At 42.9% G+C, this 26,523-nt stretch carries 21 protein-coding genes and 1 pseudogene; 16 read left to right on the plus strand and 6 right to left on the minus strand.

The window, feature by feature from the left end; all coding sequences use genetic code 11:
* Nucleotides 1–468: 468 nt before the first annotated feature.
* The gene (locus tag FLM48_RS09660) at nt 469–1,785 is read left to right on the plus strand and encodes a hemolysin family protein (protein ID WP_179024482.1); all 1,317 of its coding nucleotides are present in this window, start codon (nt 469–471) and stop codon (nt 1,783–1,785) included.
* 44 nt (nt 1,786–1,829) lie between these two features.
* Here the strand turns inward: FLM48_RS09660 and FLM48_RS09665 are convergent, their stop codons facing one another.
* Both FLM48_RS09665 and FLM48_RS09670 read right to left on the minus strand, forming a co-directional pair.
* The gene (locus tag FLM48_RS09665) at nt 1,830–3,764 is read right to left on the minus strand and encodes a radical SAM protein (RefSeq protein ID WP_179024483.1); all 1,935 of its coding nucleotides are present in this window, start codon (nt 3,762–3,764) and stop codon (nt 1,830–1,832) included.
* Nucleotides 3,765–3,894: 130 nt separating this feature from the next.
* On the minus strand, nt 3,895–5,829 hold the full coding sequence (locus tag FLM48_RS09670) for a hypothetical protein (protein ID WP_179024484.1): 1,935 nt from the start codon (nt 5,827–5,829) through the stop codon (nt 3,895–3,897).
* 444 nt (nt 5,830–6,273) lie between these two features.
* Here FLM48_RS09670 and FLM48_RS09675 point away from each other — a divergent pair, with 444 nt between their 5' ends.
* Entirely contained in the window at nt 6,274–8,226 is a 1,953-nt protein-coding gene (locus FLM48_RS09675; RefSeq protein WP_179024485.1) for a BCCT family transporter, read from the plus strand.
* 142 nt (nt 8,227–8,368) lie between these two features.
* Here FLM48_RS09675 and FLM48_RS09680 read toward each other — a convergent pair whose 3' ends face one another.
* Both FLM48_RS09680 and FLM48_RS09685 read right to left on the minus strand, forming a co-directional pair.
* Entirely contained in the window at nt 8,369–10,456 is a 2,088-nt protein-coding gene (locus FLM48_RS09680; protein ID WP_179024486.1) for an alkyl/aryl-sulfatase, read from the minus strand.
* Between the two features lie 192 nt (nt 10,457–10,648).
* Nucleotides 10,649–11,719, minus strand: a complete 1,071-nt coding sequence (locus FLM48_RS09685) for an AraC family transcriptional regulator (protein WP_256871106.1) — start codon at nt 11,717–11,719, stop codon at nt 10,649–10,651.
* A gap of 86 nt (nt 11,720–11,805) precedes the next feature.
* Between FLM48_RS09685 and FLM48_RS09690 the strand changes: the two genes are divergently transcribed.
* The 12 genes and pseudogenes from FLM48_RS09690 to FLM48_RS09740 all read left to right on the plus strand — a co-directional run bounded on the left by FLM48_RS09690 (nt 11,806) and on the right by FLM48_RS09740 (nt 20,610).
* On the plus strand, nt 11,806–12,360 hold the full coding sequence (locus tag FLM48_RS09690) for a sugar O-acetyltransferase (protein ID WP_179024487.1): 555 nt from the start codon (nt 11,806–11,808) through the stop codon (nt 12,358–12,360).
* A gap of 427 nt (nt 12,361–12,787) precedes the next feature.
* A complete protein-coding gene (locus FLM48_RS09695) occupies nt 12,788–13,201 on the plus strand; it encodes a DUF3010 family protein (protein WP_179024488.1) in 414 nt (137 codons plus the stop codon).
* Nucleotides 13,202–13,204: 3 nt separating this feature from the next.
* Nucleotides 13,205–14,317, plus strand: coding sequence for a protein kinase (locus FLM48_RS09700; RefSeq protein WP_179024489.1), 1,113 nt, complete (start codon nt 13,205–13,207; stop codon nt 14,315–14,317).
* Between the two features lie 111 nt (nt 14,318–14,428).
* Nucleotides 14,429–14,719: a hypothetical protein gene (locus FLM48_RS09705; RefSeq protein ID WP_179024490.1), complete on the plus strand. Its 291-nt coding sequence runs from the start codon at nt 14,429–14,431 to the stop codon at nt 14,717–14,719.
* Between the two features lie 110 nt (nt 14,720–14,829).
* Nucleotides 14,830–15,192: a hypothetical protein gene (locus FLM48_RS09710; protein ID WP_179024491.1), complete on the plus strand. Its 363-nt coding sequence runs from the start codon at nt 14,830–14,832 to the stop codon at nt 15,190–15,192.
* A 114-nt stretch (nt 15,193–15,306) separates the two neighbouring features.
* Nucleotides 15,307–15,654 carry a DUF6176 family protein gene (locus FLM48_RS09715; RefSeq protein ID WP_179024492.1) on the plus strand — a complete coding sequence of 116 codons (348 nt, stop codon included), beginning with the start codon at nt 15,307–15,309 and terminating at the stop codon, nt 15,652–15,654.
* A 114-nt stretch (nt 15,655–15,768) separates the two neighbouring features.
* Complete coding sequence (locus FLM48_RS09720; protein ID WP_179024493.1) at nt 15,769–16,293, plus strand: rod shape-determining protein; 525 nt, start codon at nt 15,769–15,771, stop codon at nt 16,291–16,293.
* Nucleotides 16,294–16,387: 94 nt separating this feature from the next.
* Nucleotides 16,388–16,522, plus strand: a complete 135-nt coding sequence (locus FLM48_RS22890; protein ID WP_372847477.1) for a DUF6572 domain-containing protein — start codon at nt 16,388–16,390, stop codon at nt 16,520–16,522.
* Nucleotides 16,523–16,593: 71 nt separating this feature from the next.
* A pseudogene (locus FLM48_RS09725) lies at nt 16,594–17,673 on the plus strand (transposase).
* Between the two features lie 292 nt (nt 17,674–17,965).
* Nucleotides 17,966–19,267 carry a S41 family peptidase gene (locus FLM48_RS09730; RefSeq protein WP_179024494.1) on the plus strand — a complete coding sequence of 434 codons (1,302 nt, stop codon included), beginning with the start codon at nt 17,966–17,968 and terminating at the stop codon, nt 19,265–19,267.
* A gap of 39 nt (nt 19,268–19,306) precedes the next feature.
* A complete protein-coding gene (rimJ, locus tag FLM48_RS09735; protein ID WP_256871107.1) occupies nt 19,307–19,954 on the plus strand; it encodes a ribosomal protein S5-alanine N-acetyltransferase in 648 nt (215 codons plus the stop codon).
* 56 nt (nt 19,955–20,010) lie between these two features.
* Nucleotides 20,011–20,610 carry an FMN-binding negative transcriptional regulator gene (locus FLM48_RS09740; RefSeq protein ID WP_179024495.1) on the plus strand — a complete coding sequence of 200 codons (600 nt, stop codon included), beginning with the start codon at nt 20,011–20,013 and terminating at the stop codon, nt 20,608–20,610.
* Nucleotides 20,611–20,757: 147 nt separating this feature from the next.
* Here the strand turns inward: FLM48_RS09740 and FLM48_RS09745 are convergent, their stop codons facing one another.
* Nucleotides 20,758–21,972, minus strand: a complete 1,215-nt coding sequence (locus tag FLM48_RS09745) for a multidrug effflux MFS transporter (RefSeq protein ID WP_256871108.1) — start codon at nt 21,970–21,972, stop codon at nt 20,758–20,760.
* Between the two features lie 300 nt (nt 21,973–22,272).
* Between FLM48_RS09745 and FLM48_RS09750 the strand changes: the two genes are divergently transcribed.
* Nucleotides 22,273–24,165, plus strand: a complete 1,893-nt coding sequence (locus FLM48_RS09750) for a choice-of-anchor I family protein (RefSeq protein WP_179024496.1) — start codon at nt 22,273–22,275, stop codon at nt 24,163–24,165.
* A 229-nt stretch (nt 24,166–24,394) separates the two neighbouring features.
* Here FLM48_RS09750 and FLM48_RS09755 read toward each other — a convergent pair whose 3' ends face one another.
* The gene (locus FLM48_RS09755) at nt 24,395–25,069 is read right to left on the minus strand and encodes a glutathione S-transferase (protein WP_256871109.1); all 675 of its coding nucleotides are present in this window, start codon (nt 25,067–25,069) and stop codon (nt 24,395–24,397) included.
* Between the two features lie 250 nt (nt 25,070–25,319).
* On the opposite strand from FLM48_RS09755, the gene FLM48_RS09760 reads away from it, so the two are divergent.
* On the plus strand, nt 25,320–26,297 hold the full coding sequence (locus FLM48_RS09760) for a rhodanese-related sulfurtransferase (protein WP_179024498.1): 978 nt from the start codon (nt 25,320–25,322) through the stop codon (nt 26,295–26,297).
* The last annotated feature ends 226 nt before the right edge of the window (nt 26,298–26,523 follow it).

Consider the following 26,523-nt stretch of genomic DNA (forward strand, 5'->3'; position numbering starts at 1 on the left):
TACCATTGATTTTAGTGGTGGATGTTGTCTGAGGTGTTTAGTAAATGATTTTAATTTGTATGATTTACGGCTTATTTATAACACCAAATAGCAGCTAGCCTTAATATCTTAAGCACTTAGACCTACTCTCTATAAATCCACCTATCAAGTGAAGCACCAATTGATTGATTAACAGTAAGCTAAGCGTGCAAGTTTTGTATGGCAGCAATGCTAATACAGGTAGCAACAAGTGTATGAATTTAACTCAATCACAATGTGTCATTTATTCACTAGCGAGCTTTCAATATTGCGGATATACTCCGCAAATCGGGCCCTCTATGGTTATGAGATGGTCGAAATACAGCGTCAATTTGGTTTGTTTGACAACTTAAACTCAGTGCGTGGTTCAGTGCGTGTTTAAACTGATTTGCTAACCTAAAGCGCTAATCTAATTGTTAGTCTGAACATTCGGGTTAATTCAGGTGCCTCATGAGCTTCTTTGATAATGTTGTGGTCATTCTCCTCCTTATTGGGGTGAGTTGTTTCTTTTCTATGTCTGAAATTGCTTTGGCTGCGGCGCGAAAAATACGTCTGCGCCAATTGAGCGATGAAGGCGATATTCGCGCACAAAAAGTGCTGCATCTTCAAGCGCAACCGGGCAACTTTTTCACTGTGGTACAAATCGGTCTCAATGCCGTGGCCATCATGGGCGGGATTGTCGGTGAGTCGGCCTTTACTCCCCATATACAGGCCTTTTTATCGGCATGGCTGTCAGGCCCTTGGCTAGAGAAAACCAGCTTCTTTCTCTCTTTCATGCTGGTGACCAGTTTGTTTATCTTAATTGCCGATTTAATGCCAAAACGATTGGCAATGGCTTTTCCTGAAAAAGTGGCCATGGTGTTTGTTGGCCCGATGATGATATGTATTGTGGTGTTAAAGCCATTTGTTTGGTTTTTTAACAGCTTAGCCAATCTTGTATTTCGAATTTTTCGAGTGCAAACCGCCCGAGATGATGCAGTGACCTCCGACGATATTTACGCGGTAATGGATGCGGGCGCAGAAGCCGGGGTGCTGGATAAAGGCGATCAGCTGATGATGGAAAAAGTGTTTGAGATGCAATCCATTCCGGTAACAGCAGCAATGACGGCGCGGGAGAGTCTTGCGTATTTTCTGCTGCAAGATAGCGAAGAGGAGATTCGAGCCAAGATTGCTGCGCAGCCCCATTCAAATTTCTTGGTTTGTAATGAGCAGCTCGATACCGTGGTTGGCATTGTTAATGCCAAAAAGCTGCTGATTTACTTAATTAATGGCGAGAGCATTAGTCTTAAAGATAAAAGCTTAGTGACCAATTGTTTTTTCATTCCCGATACCTTGAGTTTGTCGGAATCGATGGACTACTTCAAAAACAGTCGGGCAGATTTCGCGGTTGTTATGAATGAGTATTCACTGGTGGTGGGTGTGGTTACAGCTAAAGATCTGCAAGATGCGGTAATGGGTGCATGGTCACTTCCCGAGAGTGAAGAGCAGATCATTGCCCGCGATGACCGTTCTTGGTTAGTCGACGGAGTGACGCCCATCATTGATGTGATGCGCGCGTTAGATATTGAGGCTTTCCCGCAAAGTCATAACTATGAAACCATTGCCGGTTTTATGATGTTCATGTTGCGTAAAATTCCTAAGTGCACTGACTCGGTCATCCACGCAGGTTACAAATTTGAAGTCGTCGATGTTGATAGCTACAAAGTCGATCAACTGCTAGTCACACGCCTTGATGAAGAAATGGCGTCACAACTAGAGAACAATTAACCATTGCTGCTGTTAAAGGCCACTTAGTGGTGGCCTTGACTGCATTATTCCTGATGGCTTTCAATAAACTGGGTGATTGCGTTCGCTATTAAATCTTTTTTCATGCTGGTGGGCGCAACGGCTTGGTTAAACCAAAAGCTCATTGGTTGGTCAAAGCCTATGCCATGCATATAGTTATAAATGGCTTTGCGTAAGCCTTCACCAAGCATGTCATGATCAGTGCCGGTTGGGTCGATAAAGTCGACATCGTTTTCAGCAAATAAGATCTCTGGCCGCTCCGCTAAGGTTATACCAAATTGTTCGGGATTCATGCCTATCGGACTGTGGACTGTAGCAACAAAACGGTGCCAGTAGGCAGATTGGAAACAGCCTTGTTGCATCATTTGTCTTACCATCTCCAGTGAGTCGACGGTTTCTTGTTCTGTTTGGGTAGGGAAGCCATACATTAAGTATGCATGTACCATAATGCCAGCATCGCTAAATGACTTAGTGACATTGGCAACACGTTCGACACTGACGCCTTTTTTCATCAGTTTTAGTAGCCTGTCTGATGCAACTTCAAGTCCGCCACTGACCGCAATACAGCCAGAATCTGCCAACAATTGGCAACGGGCTGGGCTAAAGGTCCGTTCAAACCGAATGTTACCCCACCAACTAATCACTACATTGCGCTCAATTAAGCGCTTGGCCATTGAAAACAGCACTTTAGGCGGTAAGGCTTCATCGACAAAATGAAAACCCGTTTGGCCGGTTTCTTCAATAAGCTGTTCAATTCGATCAACTAATACATCTGCGCCGGCAGCGTCATATCGGTCGATGTAATCGAGGCTAACATCGCAAAAGCTACACTTGCGCCAGTAGCAGCCGTGGGCAATGGTAAGCTTGTTCCAGCGACCATCGCTCCAGATGCGGTGCATTGGGTTGAGCATTTCGCATAAAGACAGGTATTCATCTAATGGTAAGCCGTCATAGATAGGCGCACCTACATCAGTTTGCGGGATGTCGTGTAGCTCGGTATTTTCGTTAAAATGAACATAGACTTCGCCTTGTTCATTTTCGGCAAGAAAATAGGTACGGACTAAATCGTCGACTTCACGCTGGCCCTGCAAATACTCTAAAAGGGTGATCAGCGGCCGCTCACCATCATCTAAACAGATAAAATCAATAAACTCGAATACTCGCGGATCTTTTAGCGCGCGCAGTTCAGTATTAATAAAACCGCCACCCATCACAACTGGGATATTTGGGTTGAGCGCCTTACAGGTCTGGGCGATACGCAGCGCCCCTAACATGTTGCCAGGAAAGGGTACCGTCAGTGCCACTACACTAGGCTGTGTTTCTTCTAGGTATTGCTCTACCAGTTGTTCCAAAATTTCAGAGCTGAAGGTTGGCTCATCCATTAATGTGTCGTACAGATTATCAAAAGTGGGATTAGCGGCAGCTAATTGCTCGCCATAACGGCTAACTTCAAAGTAAGGATCGACACCTTGGGTAATGACCGATGATAAATCATTGATGAATAAGGTGGCGAGGTACTTAGCTTTATCTTGCACACCTAAATTGCCAAATGCCGCTTGTAATACGTCACCCGATACAGCTTCCATTTGCGCTATGGCATCAAATGCAGGGCCTTCGGGCAAAAAACGCCGAGAATTAATACGTAGTGCTAAGCTAGGATCTTTGCCTTGTAAAAAGCGGATAGCGCTCTCTACGGTGAGTTGGTAGCGGTCAAACTCTGCCAGAAAATTAAAGATAACATCCGGTAGCTCATGGTCTTCAAAATGCTCAAAGTTCTGTTCGACGATCTGGCGAATGACATCCAACGCAGGCGCGGTCATCATCTCTAAAAATAGCTCAATAGCAGGGTCGCGTTGTACTGCCTCATAACCACGGGATCGCAAAAATCCGGTTAAATACGCTGTTGCCGGGTAGGGCGTATTTAGCTGAGTCATGGGGGGAGTCATTAGTAGAACGGTCATAGCCTGCCTTTACATTATCAAATATCTATTTGCTCAGAGGGTCTCCGAGCGTGGCAGTATATCTCGCTACCACAAAATAACCATGAATTTTAGCAAATGAATCGTATGCAGGCTGGTTTTAAGTTGGCTATTAATCCGCTGGCAAGATGCTGTCTAACATCTCTATCTGTTTAGCAAAAGCGGTACGCACTACATAATCTTTAACCATACCTGCGGCGACTCGTCGCTGCTCCGCCATGGCTTTAGCGTTAACATGTTTTACCAGTGTGCCCTTGAAAGGAGAAAGTAATGGGCTTTCAGCAACGGTGGCAGAGCTAAAGGTAAAAGCCAGTTTTACCTGACCAACGTCATTATAGACACAGGTGGTTGCGGCGAACGACAAACGGGTAAGTTGTTGCTCATTATGTGTTCTATATTGGATATTGGCGGGTGGAATATTCACACCAGGCCTCATTAGCTCATCAATAAGTAGTTCAGTACAAAGTTCAATGGCTTCTTTGTTAGTGACGGGGATATAGAACATACTCGCCACTCCACTTAATGGCATTGGGTCTAAGTTAAATAAGCCCGTTTCTGTCAAGCTTTGTTGTAACATTGAATCGCCAGAGAAAGCGGCTTCTTCTATGTCAATGTTAGTGATGTTTCGTGCCCTTAACCGAGTTTGCACATTACCTAGGACTTGCCGTGCAATGGCTTCATAAAATTGAAGTTGTTGCTCGGTGACAGGAGTGGCTTGGATAGAACGATAATGGACGTTATCCATAAACATCAACGCTATCACATAGGCGTTTTCGGTAGGTGTTAAGCCTTGATTTTGACCAATGATAAAATGGCCGTTGCTCAGCAAATCAATGAGGGGAGTAATCGTTTGTCTATCTTGCGCTCCCACATCTTGAAACGCTTGCTGTAGCCATATCGGATCTTGGATGACATATCGATGTATATCATTGATCCCCATCATAGGTTGAATGACATGACTTAGCATACGTTCACGCTGTTGCACATCAAGTGATGCCCATAAAGTACCAAAGCGTTTGAAACGTTTCATTTTTTTGTCAGCATGTTTTGATGAACCATCGGCTACTTCACCAAGCATGGTGAGTTGCTCAGCGCAGTGATAGTCCTTGTTGGGGAAAGGTAGAGAGACTTGAGAAACATAGCCGAGCACGTCGTCGGTAACAGGTACAGGTATGGGTAAGGTATCAAGTGTTAACTCGGCCTGGATCTCATCCCACAGCCCAATGGCTTCAATGGTGTTTTTACGGGGAATAGTAACGTCAATTATCTCCATTAATATTGGGCTGGTTATCAGTGGATAGCGTTCTGTAGGTATCTCATTCTCTTGGATCTTAGTTGTCCAAACATAGCCTAATCGATATAGAACAAAGGGAGGTATTGCATCGTTAAATACCATTCCTGGTCCAGATTGATTGCCCGTCGTTTTGCCCATCATCGGTCGGCTGTCATAGTCCCAGAGACCAGCTTTATTATGAGCAAAAACACGTTTAATGGATTGCTGCGGGGGGTATTCTAGTAGATAGACTGCAGGTAGTTGTGTTGTGTCCTGTGGGTTAACTTTTAAATCACTTGCTAACCAAAAATTTTTAATTACTTCACTGAAGCTATGATTGGCATCACTCAATAGTAGATCAGAGGCTTGGCCGATCTGTTCGCTGCAATAATAGAATTCATCTAGTACAGCATCTTCAATAAGGGCATAAAGGGTGTCCGTTAGAGGTTCTGGTAGCCAAGGGTTAATGACAATCTGGGTGTCCCAGTCGGATTTTCCTTGCTGGTTTTCAACTGTGAACCGAAAAGCGTTTCCGCCTTTAATGTAAAACCGCGACAATACAATACCGTCTTGCAAGCTAAATTTTTGTTTTGTTGTTCGATTGATTTCGTGCAGACGTAAGTTAATTCGCTCTAAACTGACCAAGACGATAGAGCGAACTTGAGATTTGAAATCTTCTAGCTCTTGATTTTGAGTTCCGCCAAGTTCGTTTAACTTCTCTGTTAGCCAACCACTGATCACCCGTTTAATTTCTCTTTGTCTATCATCGGCCATTTGCTTATCTCGCTTATTAGATACAGTGACGGTCTCTTAGAGTGCGACTTTCCGGTGTTCTTTACTTGGTAAAATTGACCAGGCATTTGGTATTTATTCGTTTTGCCAAGAATTTAGCTAAAGCACTTTACGGGTTAAATACCTTGAACTGACAGGGTATGGTTAGTCTCATTTATGATGGCTTATCAGCTTGTGATCCGCTTCTCATTATTGATCTGACTTGAAGATTATTTTGTCGACTTCTAAGCCGTTTGGTTCTATTTTGTCGCCGGCTCACCAATCAGTTAAGTGAGCGCTTTTCAGGATTTCTGCACGACAAATACGCACGACACACTACTTAGTTTAAACAAGATATTGCTCTCCAAAATGAATGTTGTTTTGGAGCGAATATGCGTGGCGCGCTTTTACTTAAATATGCTGTTGTTGTTTTGGAATTTAAAAAAAATGAACAAATCATTTGAGCTGATCGATAAGCCGACATTTTTCGGCGCATTGGCTTTGCTGTTTGCGGTAGTCACCCCATTGTTGGTGTTTCCTGCTGAAGGTGCGCATTGGATTGCGATTGCGAAAACATTTATGACAGATAAGCTGGGTTTTGCTTATCTTGGCTTGGGACTCGCGGCCTTTTTCTTCATGATTTACATTGTTTTTTCTGACATTGGTCAGATAAAGCTGGGCGATCCAGACGAAGCGCCAGAGTTTGCGTTGGCGTCATGGGCGGCGATGCTATTTTGCGGGGGCATTGGCGCGAGTATTTTATATTGGGGCACCATCGAGTGGGCCTATTACTATCAGAACCCGCCATTTCAATTGGCCGCTGGCAGTGAAGAAGCCATTCGCTGGGCTGCAACCTACGGATTATTTCACTGGGGCCCAATTGCTTGGTGTATTTACATGATCCCAGCGATTCCGATTGCCTATTTCTACTATGTGCGTAAACAACCGGTTTTGAAGGTATCAGCGGCGCTTATGCCTGTGATTGGTGAAGCCAATAGCGTGGGTAAGCTGGGTAAAGCGGTCGACATTTTATTTATATTTGGTCTATTGGGCGGCGCGGCCACAACCTTAGGTTTAGCGGCACCGCTGATAAATGAGGGGATTAGCTATCTGTTTGGCATCCCCACCACCACAGGTAGTCAAATAGGTGTGCTGATGTTATGTACCGCCATCTTTGCTTATTCGGCATACAAAGGCATGGACAAGGGCATTAAGATCCTCAGCAATATCAATTTTTGGGGCGCGCTGGTCTTATTGCTGTTTGTGTTAGTTTGCGGGCCGACGATTTTTATGTTGGAAACGGGTTTAGATTCTATTGGCCGTATGTTGTCCAATTTTTTTGTTATGGCGACTTGGGCAGAGCCCTTTGGCGGATTAGGAACGTTTGCTGATACCCATTTTCCACAAGATTGGACGATTTTTTATTGGGCATGGTGGCTGGTGTTTGCGCCCAGTATGGGCTTGTTTGTGGCCCGTATTTCACGGGGTAGAACCATTAAACAGATGGTTTCTGGCGCGGTATTTTTTGGATCATTAGGTTGTTCGATGTACTTCATCATTTTAGGTAACTATGGCTTGTCGTTACAGTTATCAGGTCAACTTGATGTGGTTGCCATTCTTAACGCCCAAGGAGCAACTAGGGCTATTTTTGCGGTGCTGGAGCAACTACCTTTTAGCGCATTAGTTATTACGCTGTTTACTATCTTGTGCATTATTTTTACAGCTACGACTTTTGATTCTATCTCTTATATTTTGGCCTCAGTAGTGCAAACCAATGTCACTGAAGATCCCATGCGCTGGAATAGACTGTTTTGGGCGTTCACTTTGTCTTTAATGCCATCAGCACTCATGTTTATGGGTGGGTTAGAGACACTGCAAACGGCAGCAATTGTTGGTGGGTTACCTCTGTTGGTGATTGCCGTGTTGCTGATGGTATCAGGTATTAAGGCAGCCATGCTCGACCTATCTCATCAAGACGATTATGTTGATCCGGTTATTAATATCTCTGATCTGCCTGATGTCGATCCGTGGAGTAAAGAGGGCCAAGCACTAGGGAAGTTTGAAGTCGCACGCGACAGCGCCATAGCCGCGGCGAATAGTGAGCGCGATATCAATGAAGCTATCTGGATGCTCAAGAAACAGCTGCGCAAAGAGGCGTTGTCTCGCGGAGAGTCGAGTGTCGATTTGGGGGATGCGCCAGCGGAATTGCTTGAGCAGTTACAGCAACTGGCACTCGACGCTGTTAAAGCTAAAGAGGTAAAAGTGCAGGCTTCTTCTCAGGCGCAACAAGCACGGCTGGCATTTGATGGCTTAATGCGCCAGAAAGAACAAGAAGAGCTATTATTGGCACAAGAAGAGGCTAAACTGGCGATTCAAGCGAGATTAAACGGCGCTAACTAGTTTGCCCCTATAAAAGCCGCGTAAGTCGCGGCTTTTTATAGTTAGAGGTTGGTAGGTACGGTGGCATTGTTGGGGAATGACATTCTACCAAGCTGTGGCACTCTACTAAGCTGTGGCACTTTCCTTAGGGAGTGACGCGCTATTACGGGACTACAATGTTAAATACCCCTTTGGGTTTATCCAATAGCGATAAAAAGCCGACTAAATCCAGTTTGCTGCCTTCAATATTGAGCTCATCAGAAAACAGTAAATCACTCACATCAGCGGCGCCAATCACAATGTCGATAAACAAACCGTGACTAATATTTAAAGTAACCGTGGCGGTGGCGGATTTTGCGCCCAAGCGGTGATGTAACACGGCATGATTAAGGCTTAGTACGTAATTTTGCTGTAAATCAGTAAAGTTGAGATTAATTTCATATTGTTGATTAAAGGCTTTAGGGCCGTTAATCCTTGATGCCATCGACTGCAAAAAGTTCGCTACTGGGGCATGTAGCAATATGTGTTTCATGGAACTTAAATCTATGCCTACCTCGGGACTGCCATGGCGCAGCTCATAAGCACCACTTAAATACACATCACGCCATGGGGCCGATTCTGCCTGATAGCCAAGCTGGTCATAGGTATTGGCTAGCAGCGCTTTAGCTTGACGGTTATCACTGTCGGCAAACACGACATGATTGAGAAGTTGTGCGGCCCAGCGGTAATCACCGTGTTGGTACGCTTGGGTTGCCGCTGCAATGACTTTATCTGCGCCGCCCATAAGCTGGACATATTTGTCTGCTGACTGCGTGGCTGGCAGGGGATCTAAGTGACTTGGATTGGCATCATACCAACCTAAATAGGCCTGATAGACCGCTTTAGCGTTGTGCTTAGCGGTGCCATAATATCCTCGGCTTGCAAAAGTATTGGCCAGTTCTGGCGGCATCTCAATGGCTTCGGCAATCTCCGCTGGCGTTAAACCAGCGTTGAGCATACGCACCGATTGATCGTGGATGTACTTGTAGGTGTCGCGCTGGGTTATCAAAAATTGATTGATGTTATCTAAGTCCCAAATTGGCCAATGATGACTGCCAAAATAAACCTTGGTTTGCCGCTGTGCGCTAATGGCATTATCAATCGCCTGACTCCAAGCCAGTGCATCACGCACTTTTGCACCGCGCAAGGTATATAGATTATGCATATTTTTTGAGACAAGCTCAGCGCCGCAATAGGCTTGATGCTGCGGCAGATAAAATGTCATTTCAGCCGGTGCTTCAGTGCCAGATACGATTTGAAATTCAAACTCGACACCGTCTAGGGTTAGCTGGCTATCTTGTTCTATTATTTGCGTGGGTGGCAAAATACCAAATTGGCCAAAAGCGGGTTCTTTGCCCAAGCCTGAGTCGATATGGCCTCGGACAGAGCGGGGCAATTGTTTACCATACATGTACATGGCTCGGCGACTCATGGCAGTGCCTGCCATCACGTTTTCGCTGGTGGCCTCATGCATAAACCCAGCTGGGGCTACCACTTCGATATCATTGTTACTATTTGCAGCCATCAGACCTAACGCGCCACCAAAGTGGTCCATGTGGCTATGAGTGAACACAATCGTGCTAATTGGCCTGGGCCCGAGTTGTTGGTTGATAAAATCAATAGCGACTTTAGCGGTCTCTGTGGTGGTCAGCGGGTCAATGATAATCCAACCAGTATCACCATTAATCACGGTCATATTGGCAAGGTCAAAACCGCGTAATTGGTAGATACCTTCGGTGACTTCAAACAAGCCGTCGATGTTATTAAGGCTCGCTTGACGCCATAAACTTGGGTTGACGCTATTAGGTGCCGATTGGTTGATAAAGTCGTACTCAGGTCGACTCCAGATCACTTTGCCTTGTTCATCTTGCACGATAAGTTGTGGCATTTTGGCGATAAATCCGCGCTGTGCGCCCTCAAAATCTTGCTGACTGTCAAAAGGAAGTTGTGACAGCAGGGCGTTGTTAGCGTCAATGGTATGAACACTGGCAGCGGTAAATCCATGCTGATCAACAGCAACATCTTGCGCGGTGCCATTAGCGGTGCCATTCGAAGGTAGAGACGTTGCGTTATTGGGCTGTGGCTCGCACCCTAGTAAGGCAAGTAGCACTATTGCACTTGATAATTTGCTGCCAAAGTCACTGGCAGCTTTGCTGATACTACTTGGTGCGGTTGTCGATTTGCTAATACTTGCTGAGTGTAAGCCTTTCATAGTCAGACCCTAAAAGTTAACGATGCTCACTAAGTTATTACAAGTTATTAACTTTTGGTTTATCATTTTTCGCCAAAAGCACCGCTAAGCACGGAACTGCCCAGAGCTAGTGCCCAGAGATTTAGTGCCCAGAGCTATAGTGTTCAGAGCTGCAGTGCGCTGCACAGCAAAGAGCCGAACCCAATCGACTCGCTACTCGCGGTTTTGCTGGTGTTGTTTGCGATAACAGCCAGGACTTTGACCGGTCCACTTTTGAAATGAACGACTGAAATTACTGACACTGGTATAACCCAAGGTATCAGACAGACAGTTGATGGCGATTGGGGTGTTCACCAAATAGTGGTGTGCCAGCTCAAGGCGTTTATTCGCCAGCAACTGCCTAAAGTTACATCCTTCCACTTGCAAATATCGACTAAGAGTTCGTTCACTAATATTGAACATTTGCGCGATTTTCGCCGCGTTAGGTTGTTGGTCGACCAACAAGGTATGAATGCCTTGACTGGTTTTCTCCCGCCAAGACAAAGACTGCATTTGGGTGAGGTATTGTTGTACTGAGGTCTCTTTTTGTTCAGCTAGGTGTTGATCTCGGTGTGCGACGGGTTGCTCAAGAATGGTCCTGTCCATCCACATACAGTTTTGGGTTTGGTTAAAGTCGACATTGGCGTTAAAAAATGTCTCCCAAGTGGCTGGGTTAGTCACGTTAGCTTTTTGCAGTTCAACTTTTTTTACCAAAGCTTGCTGGCCAATCATTTGCTTGCCCAAAAGCATTAAACTGGCAAAAAAAGCATCGATTGCTAAATGGCTTATTTCAACACTGTTAAGTGGGGTGATGGTAAAACCCAATAGTGTGGGGGTTCGCTGCAAGCTAACCGCAGCTGAATTGCTTACCAATGGACCATAGTGCGGCAAAGTTTCAAACGCGGCCGCTAACGTTTTGCTATTGATAAGTAGCGAGCCCAACTCACTAAAATGTATTGGATAAGCATATTGGCCTACACATAAGCCAAATGCCTCGTTGTTGGTGACTTGTTGGGCATATCCCCACAGGGAGGTCATCTGCTCAATAGCAATGCGTGAATTGGGGGCGGATTCCAGTTGCTGTAGGTTTAAACCCACTTCCGCAAACACCTGCTGTGGGTCGACTTTATTGGCAGCGAGCGCTCTGGCTATGGCCAGTGACCACGCGGCAATGGTGCTATATTTATTGGCGTCGATTAATGGGTTCAAATACAGGTAATATAGATGGTCTATAGCGTTCATCATAACCAGCTTTAATGATTAACAGCAAGATAGCAGGCTATTTTGATCGCAGCATGAATTGGCACAGCAGGTGTCGCACAGGATAAACGATGACAGAACTTGAAAAAATGTTGGCGCAGGCGTGTTATGACCCTTGCGATCCGCAGTTAACAGACATGCGCGTTAAAGCCCGCTTATTGGTTGGCCAATACAATGCGACCAAGTGCCAGCAAAAGGCTGAGCGCAGCGCTCTACTACATCAGCTGTTGGGTCATTGCGGCCAAGGCGCCATGATAGAGCCACATTTTAACTGTGATTATGGGCAAAACATTCATGTGGGAGATAACTTTTACATGAATTTTGCTGGCGTGATCCTCGACTGCGCCACAGTAACCATAGGTGATAATTGTTTTATTGGTCCACAAGTGGGCATTTATACTGCCTGTCACCCAATAAATCCTGTTGAGCGCAATAGCGGTGTTGAATTTGCCCGGCCTATTAATATTGGCAACAACTGCTGGATAGGCGGTCACGCCACCATTATGCCTGGGGTGACACTAGGGGATAATGTGGTGGTTGGCGCCGGCGCTGTGGTCACTAAAGACGTGGCTGATAACCTGATAGTCGCCGGTAATCCCGCCCGAATTATCAAGACCGTAGAATGAGCTTTCTTACAATGAATCACGTTAGAATGAGTATGACGATTGAGTGTTAAAGCGAGTAATAGCGATTTAAATAGCCCTTGCTATGCAGACTTGCACGCCTGTGTTTATATACAGTTATATTGAAATATCACATATTTTGACCGAACTCTGGGGCAACTCAGACAGCAATGAAATACAGGTGTGTTACAAGTATTTGTTTTTATAGGGTCTTTTTAGGTTCTTGGTTCAGCGAACGTCACAAATATGTCAATTCCGACTTTCAACAACAGCTATTGAAGAAAAACCATTATTAAATTAGCTGTAAGCATTTGAAGCCGATAGTTTTTTGAGGTAGCTTACATGTTATTGGATTAACATGGCTGTCCGTTGTTATGCGGAATTCAGCCTAATATACTGTTAGGGGGATATTTAACATGGAGATATACGTATGGTAATTTCAGGAATATTTCTAAAAGCGAATGAAATCAGAGTTGTAACAATCACAGGTAGTCGTGACTCTCATCAATTAGTCGCACCTAAACTTAATAAATTTTCACTTCCAAAGAACCCAACACAAGATGATGTAGAAATTTTTACACAAGCATTCAAAGCATATTGTGCCAGTAGCGGTGTTGATAAAATTGTAATCAACAGGCGAGCTACTAGCGGGCAAGGTGCAGGAGGTGCTGGTACATTTCTTCTTGAAGGTGTCTTACTTGCGATTTCGCCTGCCCCGATAGAGTTTATTCACCCAGCTACTGTCAGAGCTACGAATAAAAGAGAAATGGATAAAAAATCAATAAAGCCCACAACAATTGATTTAGGTAAAGCCTATGATTTTGGTTATGAAGGTTTAAGTTAAAGTATGACAGTAGATATAGAATCACTTCCATGTGAGGCAAAAAAAGCATTACAGCAATTCAGTGAATTTCAGCTAGCAGAATTTAATGATTCTGGTGCAAACGGCTACGTCATGATTGGTCGTCATGATGTGTTACGAAAAGATGTAGCCATAAAGATATACTTTCATGAGGCGAATGATGTTGACCAAGAGCCTGCTATTATCGCAACGTTAAACCATGAAAACATACTCAAGGTTTTCGATGCAAGGAAAGTAGAGAATTGTTGTTCCTTTTACATGATGCAAGCTGCAAATGATGGGGATCTTTTTACATTTCAAAAGCGCTATCATTTATCATTAGATTTAAGTAATAAATTACTATGTCAGCTTCTTTCTGGCTTGTCTGCGATGCATTGCCCGGATAAGCAATTAGTTCATAGGGATTTAAAACCTGAAAACCTTTTAGTACATGATGACCAGCTTGTTATTGCGGACTTTGGTTCTGTTCGTCGAATTGATGAAGCAACAGGTAAAGCCCCTGCCTCCAAACATAGTATTTTATATAGGCCTCCTGAAGCTTTTGGTGATAATGCATTTTTTGACTTTTCTTCTGATGTTTATCAAGCGGGACTAATTGCGTACTTACTCTTTGGCGGATTATTGAGTAATGATCTTTTAGAGCACTTAAATAATAATGAGCTAAATAACTTTGAAAAAGTAAAGCTAACAGGTGATGGATTTGAAGAATCAAAATTTGTTGATGCTTGTATTGAAAAACGGATCAAGTCAGGAAAGCTATTGGATTGGTCTTCTATTCCATTTTATGTTCCAAAAAAAATAATTAGAGTAATAAAAAAAGCTACTCTCAATCATGGTAAGAGATATTCGAATGTAAGTGAATTCTTGGCTGAACTTGCAAAAGTTAGGGCTGGTCTTCCCGATTGGATTGCTAGTCAAGAAGGGTATCAATTAAGAAATTGGAAAGGCAATGATTATTTGTTAGTTAATATTGATGGCAAAATCACTCTAAAAAAGAGAAAGCATAAATCTAAATTATTCCGAGTGGATCATAGTGTAAAGGAAAGTGATATTAATTCAGCTTTCAATAAACTAAAAATAAAAATAGGCTTACCTTAACCCCCTAACAAGTGCATTTAAGTCGGAACAAAAACAGTGTGCCATGTTTCGATCCTCACAACTTTGACACACAATTTTTGTCCGCTTAATAGCGGCGTTAGGTATACAATCATGCTCGAAGAGTTTCGATACATCTTGTCACCAATAAGTGTCAAAAGTCATCCTGAATGGGGAGCTTATATTGAACTCATTGATTATGAACATAGAGATTACATTGAAGATGTATTATGTGAGCATTTCGATTTAGATTATGCTTTCTGTTCTAATGAGGATGTAACCGGCGACTACGTTTTGTATTTTGCAGAAAATGCATCAATTGAATATGTAGAAAAAGCGGTGAGTGAAATTAACGAGTTTCATAAAGTTAATAAAATTGATTATAAAGTGGCACCGTATACCTAACAAGAAATTAAACAAGGACAAAAAACAGTTGGCTTTTTGTTCACTACGTTCACTTATTTTAGCCAACCATTTTTTGCCTGTTAATTGGGCGTTAAATGCCCCAAGGAAGTATGAGCATTAAATTCAAGAAAGTAGCATTAATCACGTTAGTTATTCCTGCCAGTATTCATTGGCTTGGTATGTGCCTTTTCGGTTTTGCGATTTTTGCTCACGGTGCCTTTCGAGATCTTCCTTCATTCTTTCTAACACTTGCAACATTAGCTGGCTTATTTTCATTATTAGTTGCTGTAGTATCAGTAATTCGATACCCTAAAATTAGTAAGTTTACTATTTATGTCATAGGGTTAGGCTGCTCCGTGTTGAGTATCGCGCTTTATATGGGCATTTACTCGGAACCTTGGTTTTTAATTTCAGCATCTAGCTTATTTCTAGGTAGTGCTTTTATTATGGTTGAGTACGTCAGGGGCACTTAACAAGCAATTAAAGCGGGACTTTTTACAGTTTGCTCGGTTCCGCTTCGCTACACAATTTTAGCAAACTAATAAAAATCCCCTTAATGTGGGCGTTATGTTTTTCTAGAGGTAAGAGTGCAATCTAAGCTGTTAAAAATTAAATTGAACCCAAATTCTCGAAGTGATTTAGATACTTTGATCTCTTATATGCGTGAAAATATTGAGTTTCCAAAGAGCGAAATGGAGCAAAAAGGATACTTCTGGGATTCTGTATTTTATGAAAAAGACGATGAATTTGAATTCATCTATATTGTTATCAAATCCGCTGATTTTTCTAAAATAATGATGGATGAAAGTGAATTAATATTATCGCCGTTTAGGGATGTTTATGAAAACTTTAGAACTACTTGTTGGGCTCCAGAGCCTTACAAGGATTTAGAACCAGTATTCTGTTTTAATTCATCATTTACATTTTCAGGTTAAAGTTGAGTTATCAAAAACATAACAAGTCATTAAAGCAGGACAAAAAACAGTTGGTTTTTGTCGTGCCTCGCTTATTTTAACCAACTATTTTTTCGCCTCTTAGCAAGGCGTTAAGTGGCTCGGAGGCCGAAAGTATTGTTCACATATCTTAGAAGTCTTTTCTCGAATGATTTACTTGTTGAGTTAAGTGAAAGTAAAATTTCAATTAAGGTTTTTTCGTCAGATATAAAGTTTGAAGAAGAGCCATATATTGCTGTAGAAAATACCAAAAAAGGTGAAATCGTAAAGGCTATTGGAAAAGAAGCAAAACGGGAAACAGCTACCAATATCACAATAACTAACCCTTTTAAGCACCCTAGATCATTTGTTGCAGACTTTATGCTTGCTGAAAAAATTCTTCAACATGGAATCTATCAAATCCATAAATCTAGAATTCGACCTGCACCAAGAATCATTATGCACCAACTTGAAAAAGTTGAAGGTGGTTTAACTTCTATAGAAGACCGCGTACTACGGGAGCTTGCCGCTGGTTCAGGAGCAAGAGAAGTTATAATATATTTAGGTGATAAAATTAATACTAGCGTTGAAAGTTTTGACTCTATAAAGTCAAAAGTATCAGCCACTTACCAAGCTGCTTAAAACGGACTGCTAACAGTTTGCTGCGCTTCGTTCCTCGCTATTTTAGCCAACTATTATCAGCCCCTTAGCTGGGCGTTAGTTGCCAAGGGAAATGATGACAATAGAGCAATTAGACAAGGTAGATATCATCGGAGTTAATGACTCTAATATAGAGTTAATCATCTCTGATCATCTTGAGTGGGATGATAAAAACGAGAAGCTATTACTTCTGCAAGACAAAATAATTTAGACAGCTATTGTTAATAGCGTAAATGACGCCCTCCAACTATGCTTGATTTGAGCATTTAACAAGGAGGTTGGATGCTAAGGCCAAGACGAACCCTCATTAGTCTCGAACTCTTATCAACAAGATGACCTTATTATCATTGCTGTAGTCTCGTTGTACGACGCGCAATCTTTTGCAATAAAGAGTATGTGGTGACGATAAATACACCGGCAAGAATTATGACCACCGCCGTGGTTGGGTAGAAACTCAAATCTTAAAGCTTACCGAAGTGTTTGCCATCGATGTTACTGCCTACGCAGTGATGAGTAACCACCTGCATGTCGTGCTCTATATTGATGTTGAACAAGTTAACACTTGGTCAGATAGGGACGTTGTATTGCAATGGCATAAACTGTTTAAAGGGACTGAGTTAACGCAGAAATTCGTCAAAGGTGAAGTGATAGAAGAATACAAAGTTGCTCAGCTTAAATACCTGGTTGCGACGTATCGCTCGCGCCTTTGCGATATTAGCTGCTAACGCTTTCAAAAGAGTTGAGGTGTCTAAATGAGCCTGTTGCAAGACAAGCTAGTATAGAAGATAACTGCAGAGGACACTTCTATTCACTGCCATCCTTGGCGTTCACCTTTCAGGCCGCCTAAACGCGTTCAAATTTGTTCCATACAAATTTGTGGGAAGGACGATTTAAATCACAAGCGCTGCTTAATGAAGCAGCTGTGTTGGCCTGTATGGCCTATGTCGAACTTAATCCGATACGGGCTAAAATGTCGACCACACCTGAGCAATCGGACTTCACTAGTATCAAGCTCAGAGTCAAAGCTGCGCTCACGGGAGAGCAACCTAAACGCCTTTTACCTTTCATTGGTAATAGCAATCCAAAGGCATCGCTTTCTCTCTTCAAGACTACCTCGTGTTGGTGGATGAAACAGGCAGGGTGATTCGAGACGATAAGCGCGGCGCGATTGATTTACAGGCTTGTGACATACTGAGTAGGCTAAACATCCCCTCAGCTAATTGGCTTAAAATAGTCACAGAATTTGGACAACTTTTTCATGGACCTGTGGGGACATTGGAGGAGTTTAGCCATTACTGTGAACATCTAAACAAGCGAAGGCGACATTTCTCAAGTAGTTGCCAGTTTATGCCTGCAAACTAAATTCAAACGTTCATATTTTTCATAACTCCTCAGCTCCTTCCGCAGAGTAACCCCCCCCTTGCGCCAAATACAGCAATTAACAGATTATTTCCTCATTTTTGCTAATTTCAAAAGTTTTTTTGTATTAAGCAAAGCATTTGAAGGTACAAATCTAGTTTGCCCTTGAGTAGTACGTAGTAGCTTTGCTATGTTATTGATTAATATTGGCTGGCTAAAGTTTTTAAAGTTTTATTTACCTCTTTTGGTGTGGTTGAGCGTTATAGGAAGTAACAATTAAAATTTCAGGAAGAATATGAAGAATAAAATTTTTAAATCCCTCATCGTTAGTTCACTCGTTCTATGCAATTATGTCAGCGCCGCAGATTGTCGTGATGTGTCGCAAGTTATTGCCAAACAACTTGAAGATAACTACGTTATTGAAAATACAGCAACAACGTTAGCTCAGTTAATGCGCTCTCAAGCATTTTTATCTGGTTGTGAACGTCAAAAGTCATCTGAAGATATTGCTGATTTTATAACTTTGGAATTAAACAAGATTGCAAATGATAAACACCTCTCTGTTGTTTATGATCCAAATTGGGTTAGTGAATTGAAAGCCTATCGTTCGTCAGCACAAACTGAGGCGTTTGCAGGTAGTCGTGAAATGGAGACTCCGACAGACAACTATGGTTTTAAAAAGGTTGAAATGCTTGATGGTAACATTGGTTATCTTGACATTAGAGTGTTCTCAGATAGTCATTTGGGTGGTGAAACACTTGAAAATTCGATGAAATTTTTACAACATTCTGATGGTATTATTATTGATTTAAGAAACAACTTTGGTGGCAGTCCATTTATGGTGACTTCCTTAGCAAGTTACTTCTTTGACCTAGATACTGTTCACTTATTAACTTTTGAAAGTCGTACAAATGGCGTGTTAACCCAAACACAAGATTGGACGTCGCCTTATGTTCCGGGTCCCAGATTTAAAGATACACCCCTCTACATTCTTACCAGCAATAATTCTGCATCTGCAGCAGAAAGCTTCAGTTATGTTATGAAAAATCTAGCAAGAGCTACCATTATTGGAGAGGTTACCGCTGGTGCAGCTCATGCAAGAAGTGCTGAAATAGTTAATGAAAATTATATCCTCACATTGCCATCTTCACGACCTATAGATCCGAGAACAAATGGCAACTGGGAAAGAAAAGGTGTAAAACCTAATATTGAAACAAGCAGTGACAATGCTTTTTATCTTGCTTATGCAGAGGTTCTGAACACTTTAATAAAAAGTAAGCATAGAAACCTAGGTATACATCAATGGGTCTATCCGCTAGTAAAAGCTAAATCCAACAAATACCAGCCAAGTCAGAATGACATCGACCAAATTATAGGTACGTATGGTAAGCGCAAAATTTTTAAAGAAAATGGCAAACTTTTTTATCAAAATTTAGATGAACCAGCTTTTGAAATAGAGCTGCTTGATAAAGAAACTATTGTTTTTAAAGCGTTTACTGAAGCTAGGTTGCAAGCAATATATAAAGATAAACAAGCAATAGCATTGAAAATGCTCTCTTTTGGAGAGGAAGCAAGAAAGTTTCAGAGAACGATGTAAAAAATTGCTAACAAGCGCTTCAACAAGGATAAATACTGGTTGGTATCTACGCTGCGCTTCGGATTAACCAATCAGCATTTGCCTGTTAAGCGGGCGTTAGGTGCTACCAAATATCAAACATCGAGTCGTATGAGAATAGAAACAGATAGAACAGTGATTGAAGTCCTTGGCAAAGAAGATGCTGAGTTAATGCTGAATTATCACTTGGAAAATAAAGATCATCTTCAACCGTGGGAACCAACGAGAGATGATGATTATTTTAAGCTGAGTAACTTCTCAAAAATGCTTAGCGAAAACCATAAACTTCTTCAGGATAAATCCGCAGTAAAATTTGCTGCTCTGACACCTGACAGAAGTGAAATTGTAGGTGTTTGTAATTTCACAAACATCGTCTTTGGCCCATTTCAAGCATGCAATCTTGGTTATTCCGTTGCTGAAAAACATCAAGGTAAAGGGCTAATAACAGAGATTTTAACCTCATCAATTGAACAGATATTTCTTGAATTTAATCTTCATAGAGTTATGGCCAACTACATTCCAACAAACACAAAAAGTGCGGCTGTACTGGACAAATTGGGCTTTGAGCGTGAGGGTCTTGCAAAATCGTATCTGCAAATTGCGGGTAAATGGCAAGACCATGTTCTCACGTCAAAAATAAACCCTAAGCATCACGCACCTAACAAGTGAATACAGGTGGCGCCTACGGCGCACCTGATTTAGGCGTTATCTGCCAAAGGACTACAATGCACATTCCCGACAAATGGAAAATAAATTCTGACATAGAAATACAAAACTTTATTAAAGAGTATGGTTTTGCTGCTGTTATATCTAATGACTTAGAGGCATCGCATCTCCCTTTATTGATTAAGGAAAATGAAGGTGAAAATGGCACTCTTTATGGTCACTTTGCCAGAACAAATCAGCACTTGAAAGCTGCTAACGGAGCCAAGGTTTTAGTAATTTTTTCTGGTCCACATTCATACATTTCACCTACTTGGTATCATGCTTCTCCAGCGGTGCCAACTTGGAATTACAGCGCTGTCCACGTCACAGGAATAATTCACCTAACGGATCAGGAAACAACTCTGACAACACTTGATGAAACCGTTAAGAAATATGAGCCTAATTTAACTATTCCAGAGGACTTTAAATCAAAAATTAGTAAAGGTATTGTTGGTTTTAAAATCAACATAGAATCGCTTCAAGGTAAACAAAAGCTGGGGCAACATCGCTCAACAGAAGACCAGCTTGGGGTTACCTCGGCTTTATCAAAAACGAAAAGCCTTGAAAGCCAATTACTTTATCAGTACATGGTTAATAGGGGCGTCGGTATAGGCAGGTAACAAGCCGATCAAGGGCGGACGCAAAACAGTAGGCTTGCGCTCGTGCCTCGCTAATTCTAGCCTACTATTTATGCGCTGCTTACCGGGGCGCTAGCCTCACCTCAATTGCAATATGCGACAAGGCATCCCTTATTACACTGAATGTGGCTAGTTACTGGTACGCCGACTGGCAATTTGGCACACGCCAACTAGCATGACGGCACCGAGCATTAGCGCCGAAAACGGCACAGCGGTACCAGTATAAAATAGCGCCAGTAATGGTCCAGCAACGGCGCCAAAGCCAAACCTTAGCGTTCCGATAACTGCAGTCGCAGTGCCGGTTTCTTGTTGGAATTTCATCAGCACGATGGCATCGGCGTTCACCGACATAATCCCCAAAAAGCCCATAAAGGGAATAAGCGCCGCAACGGTATAGTGGTAGCTTAAATCCAGTAAGTTAACACTCAGTAAGGCACTGCCGGCGAAAATCGCTAATATGGTTGAGGCTCGAAGCATGCGCCGCGAACCGTACTTGCCTACAATGCGAGTATTGATGATGTTTGCGGCCATAAGGGCGCCAACATTGGTACTAAACAACACCGCAAATAGTGACTTATCCAGCCCAAACACTTCCATGTACACAAAAGGCGATGCGGTGAGGTAGCAGAAAAACGCAAACGAGGTCAGTACACCACTGGTGATATGCAGTTTGACACCGGGTTTAGTAAATACCACTGCGTAAGCGCCAAAGAATGATTTTTGACTGCGCTGGCCGTGGTTGATGTCGCTGGGCATTTTGAGTTTAACCATGACCAACATCAACAGGGCAATGGCATAAAAGGCCAAGATGAAGAAAATCAGATGCCAATCACCAAACTCAAGAATTAAGCTGCCAATGCTAGGGGCGATTAACGGCGCTAGCATCATAATCAGACTGACATAAGACATGCCTTTGGCGGTGTTTTTACCGTACACCTCTTTAATATACCCCGGTACAACTACCGTTGCTGCGGCTCCAATAAAAGCTTGCACAAACCGCAAGCTGAGAAATAGTTCGATATTATTAACAAACGCCAGTATTAGGCTAGTAATGGCAAAGCCTGTTAGCCCAATAATCACTAATGGTCTGCGACCAAATCGGTCTGCAAGAGGACCAAAAGTCAGCATACCCACGGCATAACCTGCGAGGTAGATGCTTAATGATTGCTGCACCATGGTGATATCGGTGTGGAAACTGGTGGCCAAGGTTGCCATCGCCGGCAGATACAGATCGATGGCCAGCGGAGTAATGGCCACAATGGCAGATAGCATTGGGATCAACAGCGCTAGGCTGATCGTTAACTCGGCTTGAGATGGGGCTGTTGGGATCGGATCGCTTTTCACTCATACCTCTTGTGAATTTTGGATGACTTATCGATGAACTGCTGAGGGCACAGCAATTTTTGAGAGGTGGATTAGTCTACGCTCATGCTGGCGTTTTGACCATCTTTAAGCCTGTTGTTTCGCGCTTTATTTGTAACAAATCTCATGTTTGCATCACCGATAGCAAGCTTTGTTAAATTAACGTATCAAAAGTGTCATGTTTGTTTCATTTTATTTTCTTACTAGGGTTCTAAATTAGCGGCACTTATCGGGCCAATTGGCAATTTTTGAAACCCATTCTGAAACCTAAGGGAAATAAAAATGAAAACAACAAAAACCATATTGTCGCTACTTGTCGCATCAGCACTGCTAACTGGGTGTGATGGCGACGACGGTGCGGCAGGCGCTAACGGAACTAACGGTACAAATGGTACCGACGGTAGCCAGGGTTTAAGTTCTTTAGTGGCGATTACTGAGCTAGCAATGGGTAGCGAACAGTGTGCTTTGGGTGGCCAATTAATCGAAACTGGCCTCGATGCTAATGGCAATAGTGTGCTTGACGCTGATGAAGTCGATGCCAGTCAAACTCAAGCGCTGTGCAAAGAGGCGATCGGTCAGCTTTCTGCGCAGCTAATTGCGCGTAATGAGTCTGGTATATTTGGTCAAAGTGCCGCTGAAATTGTCGATTTTCATAAAACGTCGCAGCACATTTTTGTCGTGAACGCCCAAAGTGGTCAAGTTGACATCATTGATGCCAGTAGCCTAAGTGGTGAAGAGGTTGCAGCGGATGCTCAATACACCCTTAATAATATCGATAAAGTTGCTTCAATTGATGTTGCAGGTGACTTGGCGCTTACCGATTTAGGTGGCGTAAATAGCCTGGCAATTTTCGATGACCTATTGGCAGTGGCGATTGAGCGCGGTGACGGCCAAGGTAACAGTAAGCAGGGTAATGGCTATATTGCTTTCTACCAACTTGACGCAGAAGCGCAACCTAGTTTGCTTAAAGCAGTAGAAGTTGGCGCACTGCCTGACAATGTGGTGTTTAGTCATGACGGTAGCAAAGTGATTGTTGCTAACGAGGGTGAACCTAATGATGCTTACACAGTTGATCCTGAAGGCAGCGTATCAATAATTACTCTGGCTGATGGGGTACCAGCAGATACCGCCAACACCATTGACTTTACTGCCTTTAATGTTGGCTCCGAGCGCAATAGCGAGTTTAGTGACAAAATCAAAATTAATGGACCGGGTGCAAGCATTGCGCAAGATTTAGAGCCTGAGTACATTGCAGTATCAGCAGATAACACCCAAGCCTATGTGAGCCTGCAGGAAAATAATGCCATTGCTGTTATCGACCTTGAGCTGATGCAAGTGGTATCAATAATGCCATTGGGACTAAAGGACTTTGGATTAGCGCATAACGCCATTGATGCCAGTGATAAAGATGATGCCATCAATATCCAAGCCTATGAAGGGGTATATGGCCTGTATCAGCCTGATACCATTGCTAGCTACTCGTGGAACGGCGCGCATTTTATTGTCTCGGCTAATGAAGGTGACGCTCGAGACTACAGTGGTTTTTCTGAAGAAGTTCGTGCCGAAGATCTCACCTTAGATGCCAACCATCCACAAGTGGCTGCAGCGCAAGATGAAACCCAGTTAGGCCGTTTAAAAGTCACCACATCAATGGGTGATACCGACGGTGATGGCGACTACGACCAAATAGTGGGTTATGGCGGACGCTCGTTCTCAATTTGGGATACGTCTGGTAACCAAGTGTTCGATAGCGGCAACCAGATTGCTCGCATTACAGCGGCAGTGTTGGGCGACAACTTCAACAATCATAATGAAGAAAGCAAAGGTGATAGCCGTAGCGATGACAAAGGCGCCGAGCCAGAAGCATTGGCCTTAGGGCAAATCGCGGGTAAGCACTATGCATTTGTTGGCTTGGAGCGCACCTCTGGCTTTATGATTTTTGACATAACTAATCCGTTTGCTGTGCAATTTGTTGATTATATTGTTAATCGAGATTTTGATGTCGATTTTGAGATTGATGGCAGTGACATTACTGGCACACCGGAACTGGCTGGCGACTTAGGCCCTGAAGGCATGAAGTTTGTCGCGGCAGAATATAGCCCAACTGCTAAGCCTTTGTTGATTATTGGCAATGAAGTGAGTGGCACCACGGCTGTGTATCAATTGAGCCTTTAAGCTAACGCGTTTACTAGCCGATGGTGCGATTCTCTGTGACGCTAGTATTCATGGTATTAATCGCGAAACCATAGCAAATCAGATTGGCTTAGTGACTTATGCCCGGTGACCCAATTGGATCACCGGGCTTTTTATTGGCTAGTGCTCGTTTGCTAGCGCTCGTGTGTCGATGCTGTTTGTTGGCATTGGTTTAGTGGATGTTGGCGGGGGCCGTGTGAGCTAGCAGCGCTTAGTTGGTACCAAAAGTAATAGGGCTAGGGTCATCGAGCCACTGTGGGTATTTTTTCATTGCCTGAGTAAATACCTCACTGTTGATGTGCGCGGTCAACCAGCTTTGCACCTGTGGATAGTTGGCCTGAAAGAACCAATCGCGGTCAACATGGGCAAATTGGCGAATAAACGGAAAGATTGCAAAATCGGCAATGCTAGCCTGCTCGCCTAATAAATTGTCATGTTTACCTAGCAGGGCTTCAAGCTGAGCAATAAAGGTTTCACCTTGCTGACGGTAGTATTGCTCGTCATGTTCGGGATGGCGGTCTGCATATTTGTACTTATCTAACCAAGGTTTAAATTGCTGATCATTGGTTGCGATGAGCGCTTGCGCTAACTCTTGTTTTGCACTGCCAGCTAATAATAAGTTGTTGGGATCAGATTGACTTAAACTCCACAGCATGATGTCTAAACTCTCATCAATCACTTGTCCATTAGCCAATATCAAAACTGGCACTGTGCCTTTGGGTGAGGCATCTAACATGGGCTGTGGTTTGTGCTTAAGGATAATTTCCCTAAGTTGTACCGACTGCTGCCCAAGTAGTAAGCCGAGTCGAGCGCGCATAGCATAAGGACAACGCCTAAAAGAGTATAATATCGGTCGTTGTGTTGATTGATTGAGTTGAGTCGACACTGGCAGTTCCTTGCAAAGTTCGCCGCTATTTGGCGTTTATAGGCGCCATTTTTGCGTGATTATTGCCTTGGCTCAAGCAAGATTTATGAATAATTTTAATAACCTTACTTTTTGTCCCTGTTTGTTGGGGTGTGATCTAGGTAGAATTTGCGCCCGATTATGTGATGATTGCAGTGCTGTTAACTCATAAATAGCAATCATTGTGGTTACCTGCACTGGGGATTAAGCCTCAGCCAGCAAAGAGGATGTTATGTCAAAAGTTGTTGTGTGTGCCCTGTATAAATTTGTCACCTTAGCCGATCACGAGCAATTACAAGCGCCGTTGTTACAACAGATGGAACGCTTGCAAATTAAAGGTACTTTACTGTTAGCCAATGAAGGTATTAACGGCACCGTAGCTGGCAGCCAAAGCGCGATTGATGCACTACTAGTTTGGTTGGGTGAGCAGCCTGGACTAGACAATATTGTGTACAAACTCTCTTTTGACGACGAAATGCCGTTCTATCGCACCAAAGTTAAACTTAAAAAAGAGATTGTGACTATGGGTGTTGAAGGTATTGATCCACGTAAAGTGGTTGGTACCTATGTGAAACCCAAAGATTGGAATAAACTGATTTCTGATCCAGAAGTGCTGCTTATTGATACTCGTAACGATTATGAAGTCGATATTGGTACCTTCAAACATGCCGTTGACCCAAAAACGAAGACCTTTAGAGAGTTTCCTGACTACGTAAAAGATAACCTAGACCCGCAACAACACAAAAAAGTGGCCATGTTTTGCACGGGGGGTATTCGCTGTGAAAAATCGACCGCTTATTTAAAAGAGCAGGGATTCGATGAGGTTTATCACCTAGAAGGTGGCGTACTTAAATACCTAGAAGAAGTCGATCAAAAAGACAGCCTATGGCAAGGCGAATGTTTTGTATTCGACAATCGTGTTTCAGTTAATCACGATCTTGAGAAAGGTGACTACGACCAATGTAATGCCTGTCGATTACCTATTACCGAGCAAGATAAAGCCAGCGAACACTATGTAAAAGGTGTCAGTTGCCCGCACTGTATTGATAGTATTTCTGAGAAACAAAGGCAGCGATTTGCTGAGCGTGAAAAGCAGGTGCAACTAGCCGCTAAACGTGGCGAAAGTCATATCGGCAGTGATGTAAATAAAGTTATTGAACAACGCCGTGACCGTAAAGCACAAGTGAAGCAAAGTCAGCAGAATAAATAAACTCTTTCTAAACAATATATTTAAATAAGATCGCTAATGCGGCCTTATTTATTTTTGTTCTAACCTCTATTGTCTTTATATCTTGTCAATTTGTTTGTGCTGTTTTTGACGACATTTTGTTGACCTAACAGTTCTGAATATAAACTTTTGGGTTATTGCTGGTAGGATTTTAATAGTGCTAACTTAAATTTGTCTAATATTGGGAAATGAGTAACTGATTATAAGG

This window comes from Shewanella sp. Scap07 (assembly GCF_013394145.1).
Classification (GTDB): domain Bacteria; phylum Pseudomonadota; class Gammaproteobacteria; order Enterobacterales; family Shewanellaceae; genus Shewanella; species Shewanella waksmanii.

Excerpts from the sequence above, each read along its gene's own strand:
- FLM48_RS09660 (WP_179024482.1), top strand. The coding sequence starts at position 469 with ATGAGCTTCTTTGATAATGTTGTGGTCATTCTCCTCCTTATTGGGGTG.
- FLM48_RS09665 (WP_179024483.1), bottom strand. The coding sequence starts at position 3,764 with ATGACCGTTCTACTAATGACTCCCCCCATGACTCAGCTAAATACGCCC.
- FLM48_RS09670 (WP_179024484.1), bottom strand. The coding sequence starts at position 5,829 with ATGGCCGATGATAGACAAAGAGAAATTAAACGGGTGATCAGTGGTTGG.
- FLM48_RS09675 (WP_179024485.1), top strand. The coding sequence starts at position 6,274 with ATGAACAAATCATTTGAGCTGATCGATAAGCCGACATTTTTCGGCGCA.
- FLM48_RS09680 (WP_179024486.1), bottom strand. The coding sequence starts at position 10,456 with ATGAAAGGCTTACACTCAGCAAGTATTAGCAAATCGACAACCGCACCA.
- FLM48_RS09685 (WP_256871106.1), bottom strand. The coding sequence starts at position 11,719 with ATGATGAACGCTATAGACCATCTATATTACCTGTATTTGAACCCATTA.
- FLM48_RS09690 (WP_179024487.1), top strand. The coding sequence starts at position 11,806 with ATGACAGAACTTGAAAAAATGTTGGCGCAGGCGTGTTATGACCCTTGC.
- FLM48_RS09695 (WP_179024488.1), top strand. The coding sequence starts at position 12,788 with ATGGTAATTTCAGGAATATTTCTAAAAGCGAATGAAATCAGAGTTGTA.
- FLM48_RS09700 (WP_179024489.1), top strand. The coding sequence starts at position 13,205 with ATGACAGTAGATATAGAATCACTTCCATGTGAGGCAAAAAAAGCATTA.
- FLM48_RS09705 (WP_179024490.1), top strand. The coding sequence starts at position 14,429 with ATGCTCGAAGAGTTTCGATACATCTTGTCACCAATAAGTGTCAAAAGT.
- FLM48_RS09710 (WP_179024491.1), top strand. The coding sequence starts at position 14,830 with ATGAGCATTAAATTCAAGAAAGTAGCATTAATCACGTTAGTTATTCCT.
- FLM48_RS22890 (WP_372847477.1), top strand. The coding sequence starts at position 16,388 with ATGACAATAGAGCAATTAGACAAGGTAGATATCATCGGAGTTAATGAC.
- FLM48_RS09730 (WP_179024494.1), top strand. The coding sequence starts at position 17,966 with ATGAAGAATAAAATTTTTAAATCCCTCATCGTTAGTTCACTCGTTCTA.
- FLM48_RS09740 (WP_179024495.1), top strand. The coding sequence starts at position 20,011 with ATGCACATTCCCGACAAATGGAAAATAAATTCTGACATAGAAATACAA.
- FLM48_RS09750 (WP_179024496.1), top strand. The coding sequence starts at position 22,273 with ATGAAAACAACAAAAACCATATTGTCGCTACTTGTCGCATCAGCACTG.
- FLM48_RS09760 (WP_179024498.1), top strand. The coding sequence starts at position 25,320 with ATGTCAAAAGTTGTTGTGTGTGCCCTGTATAAATTTGTCACCTTAGCC.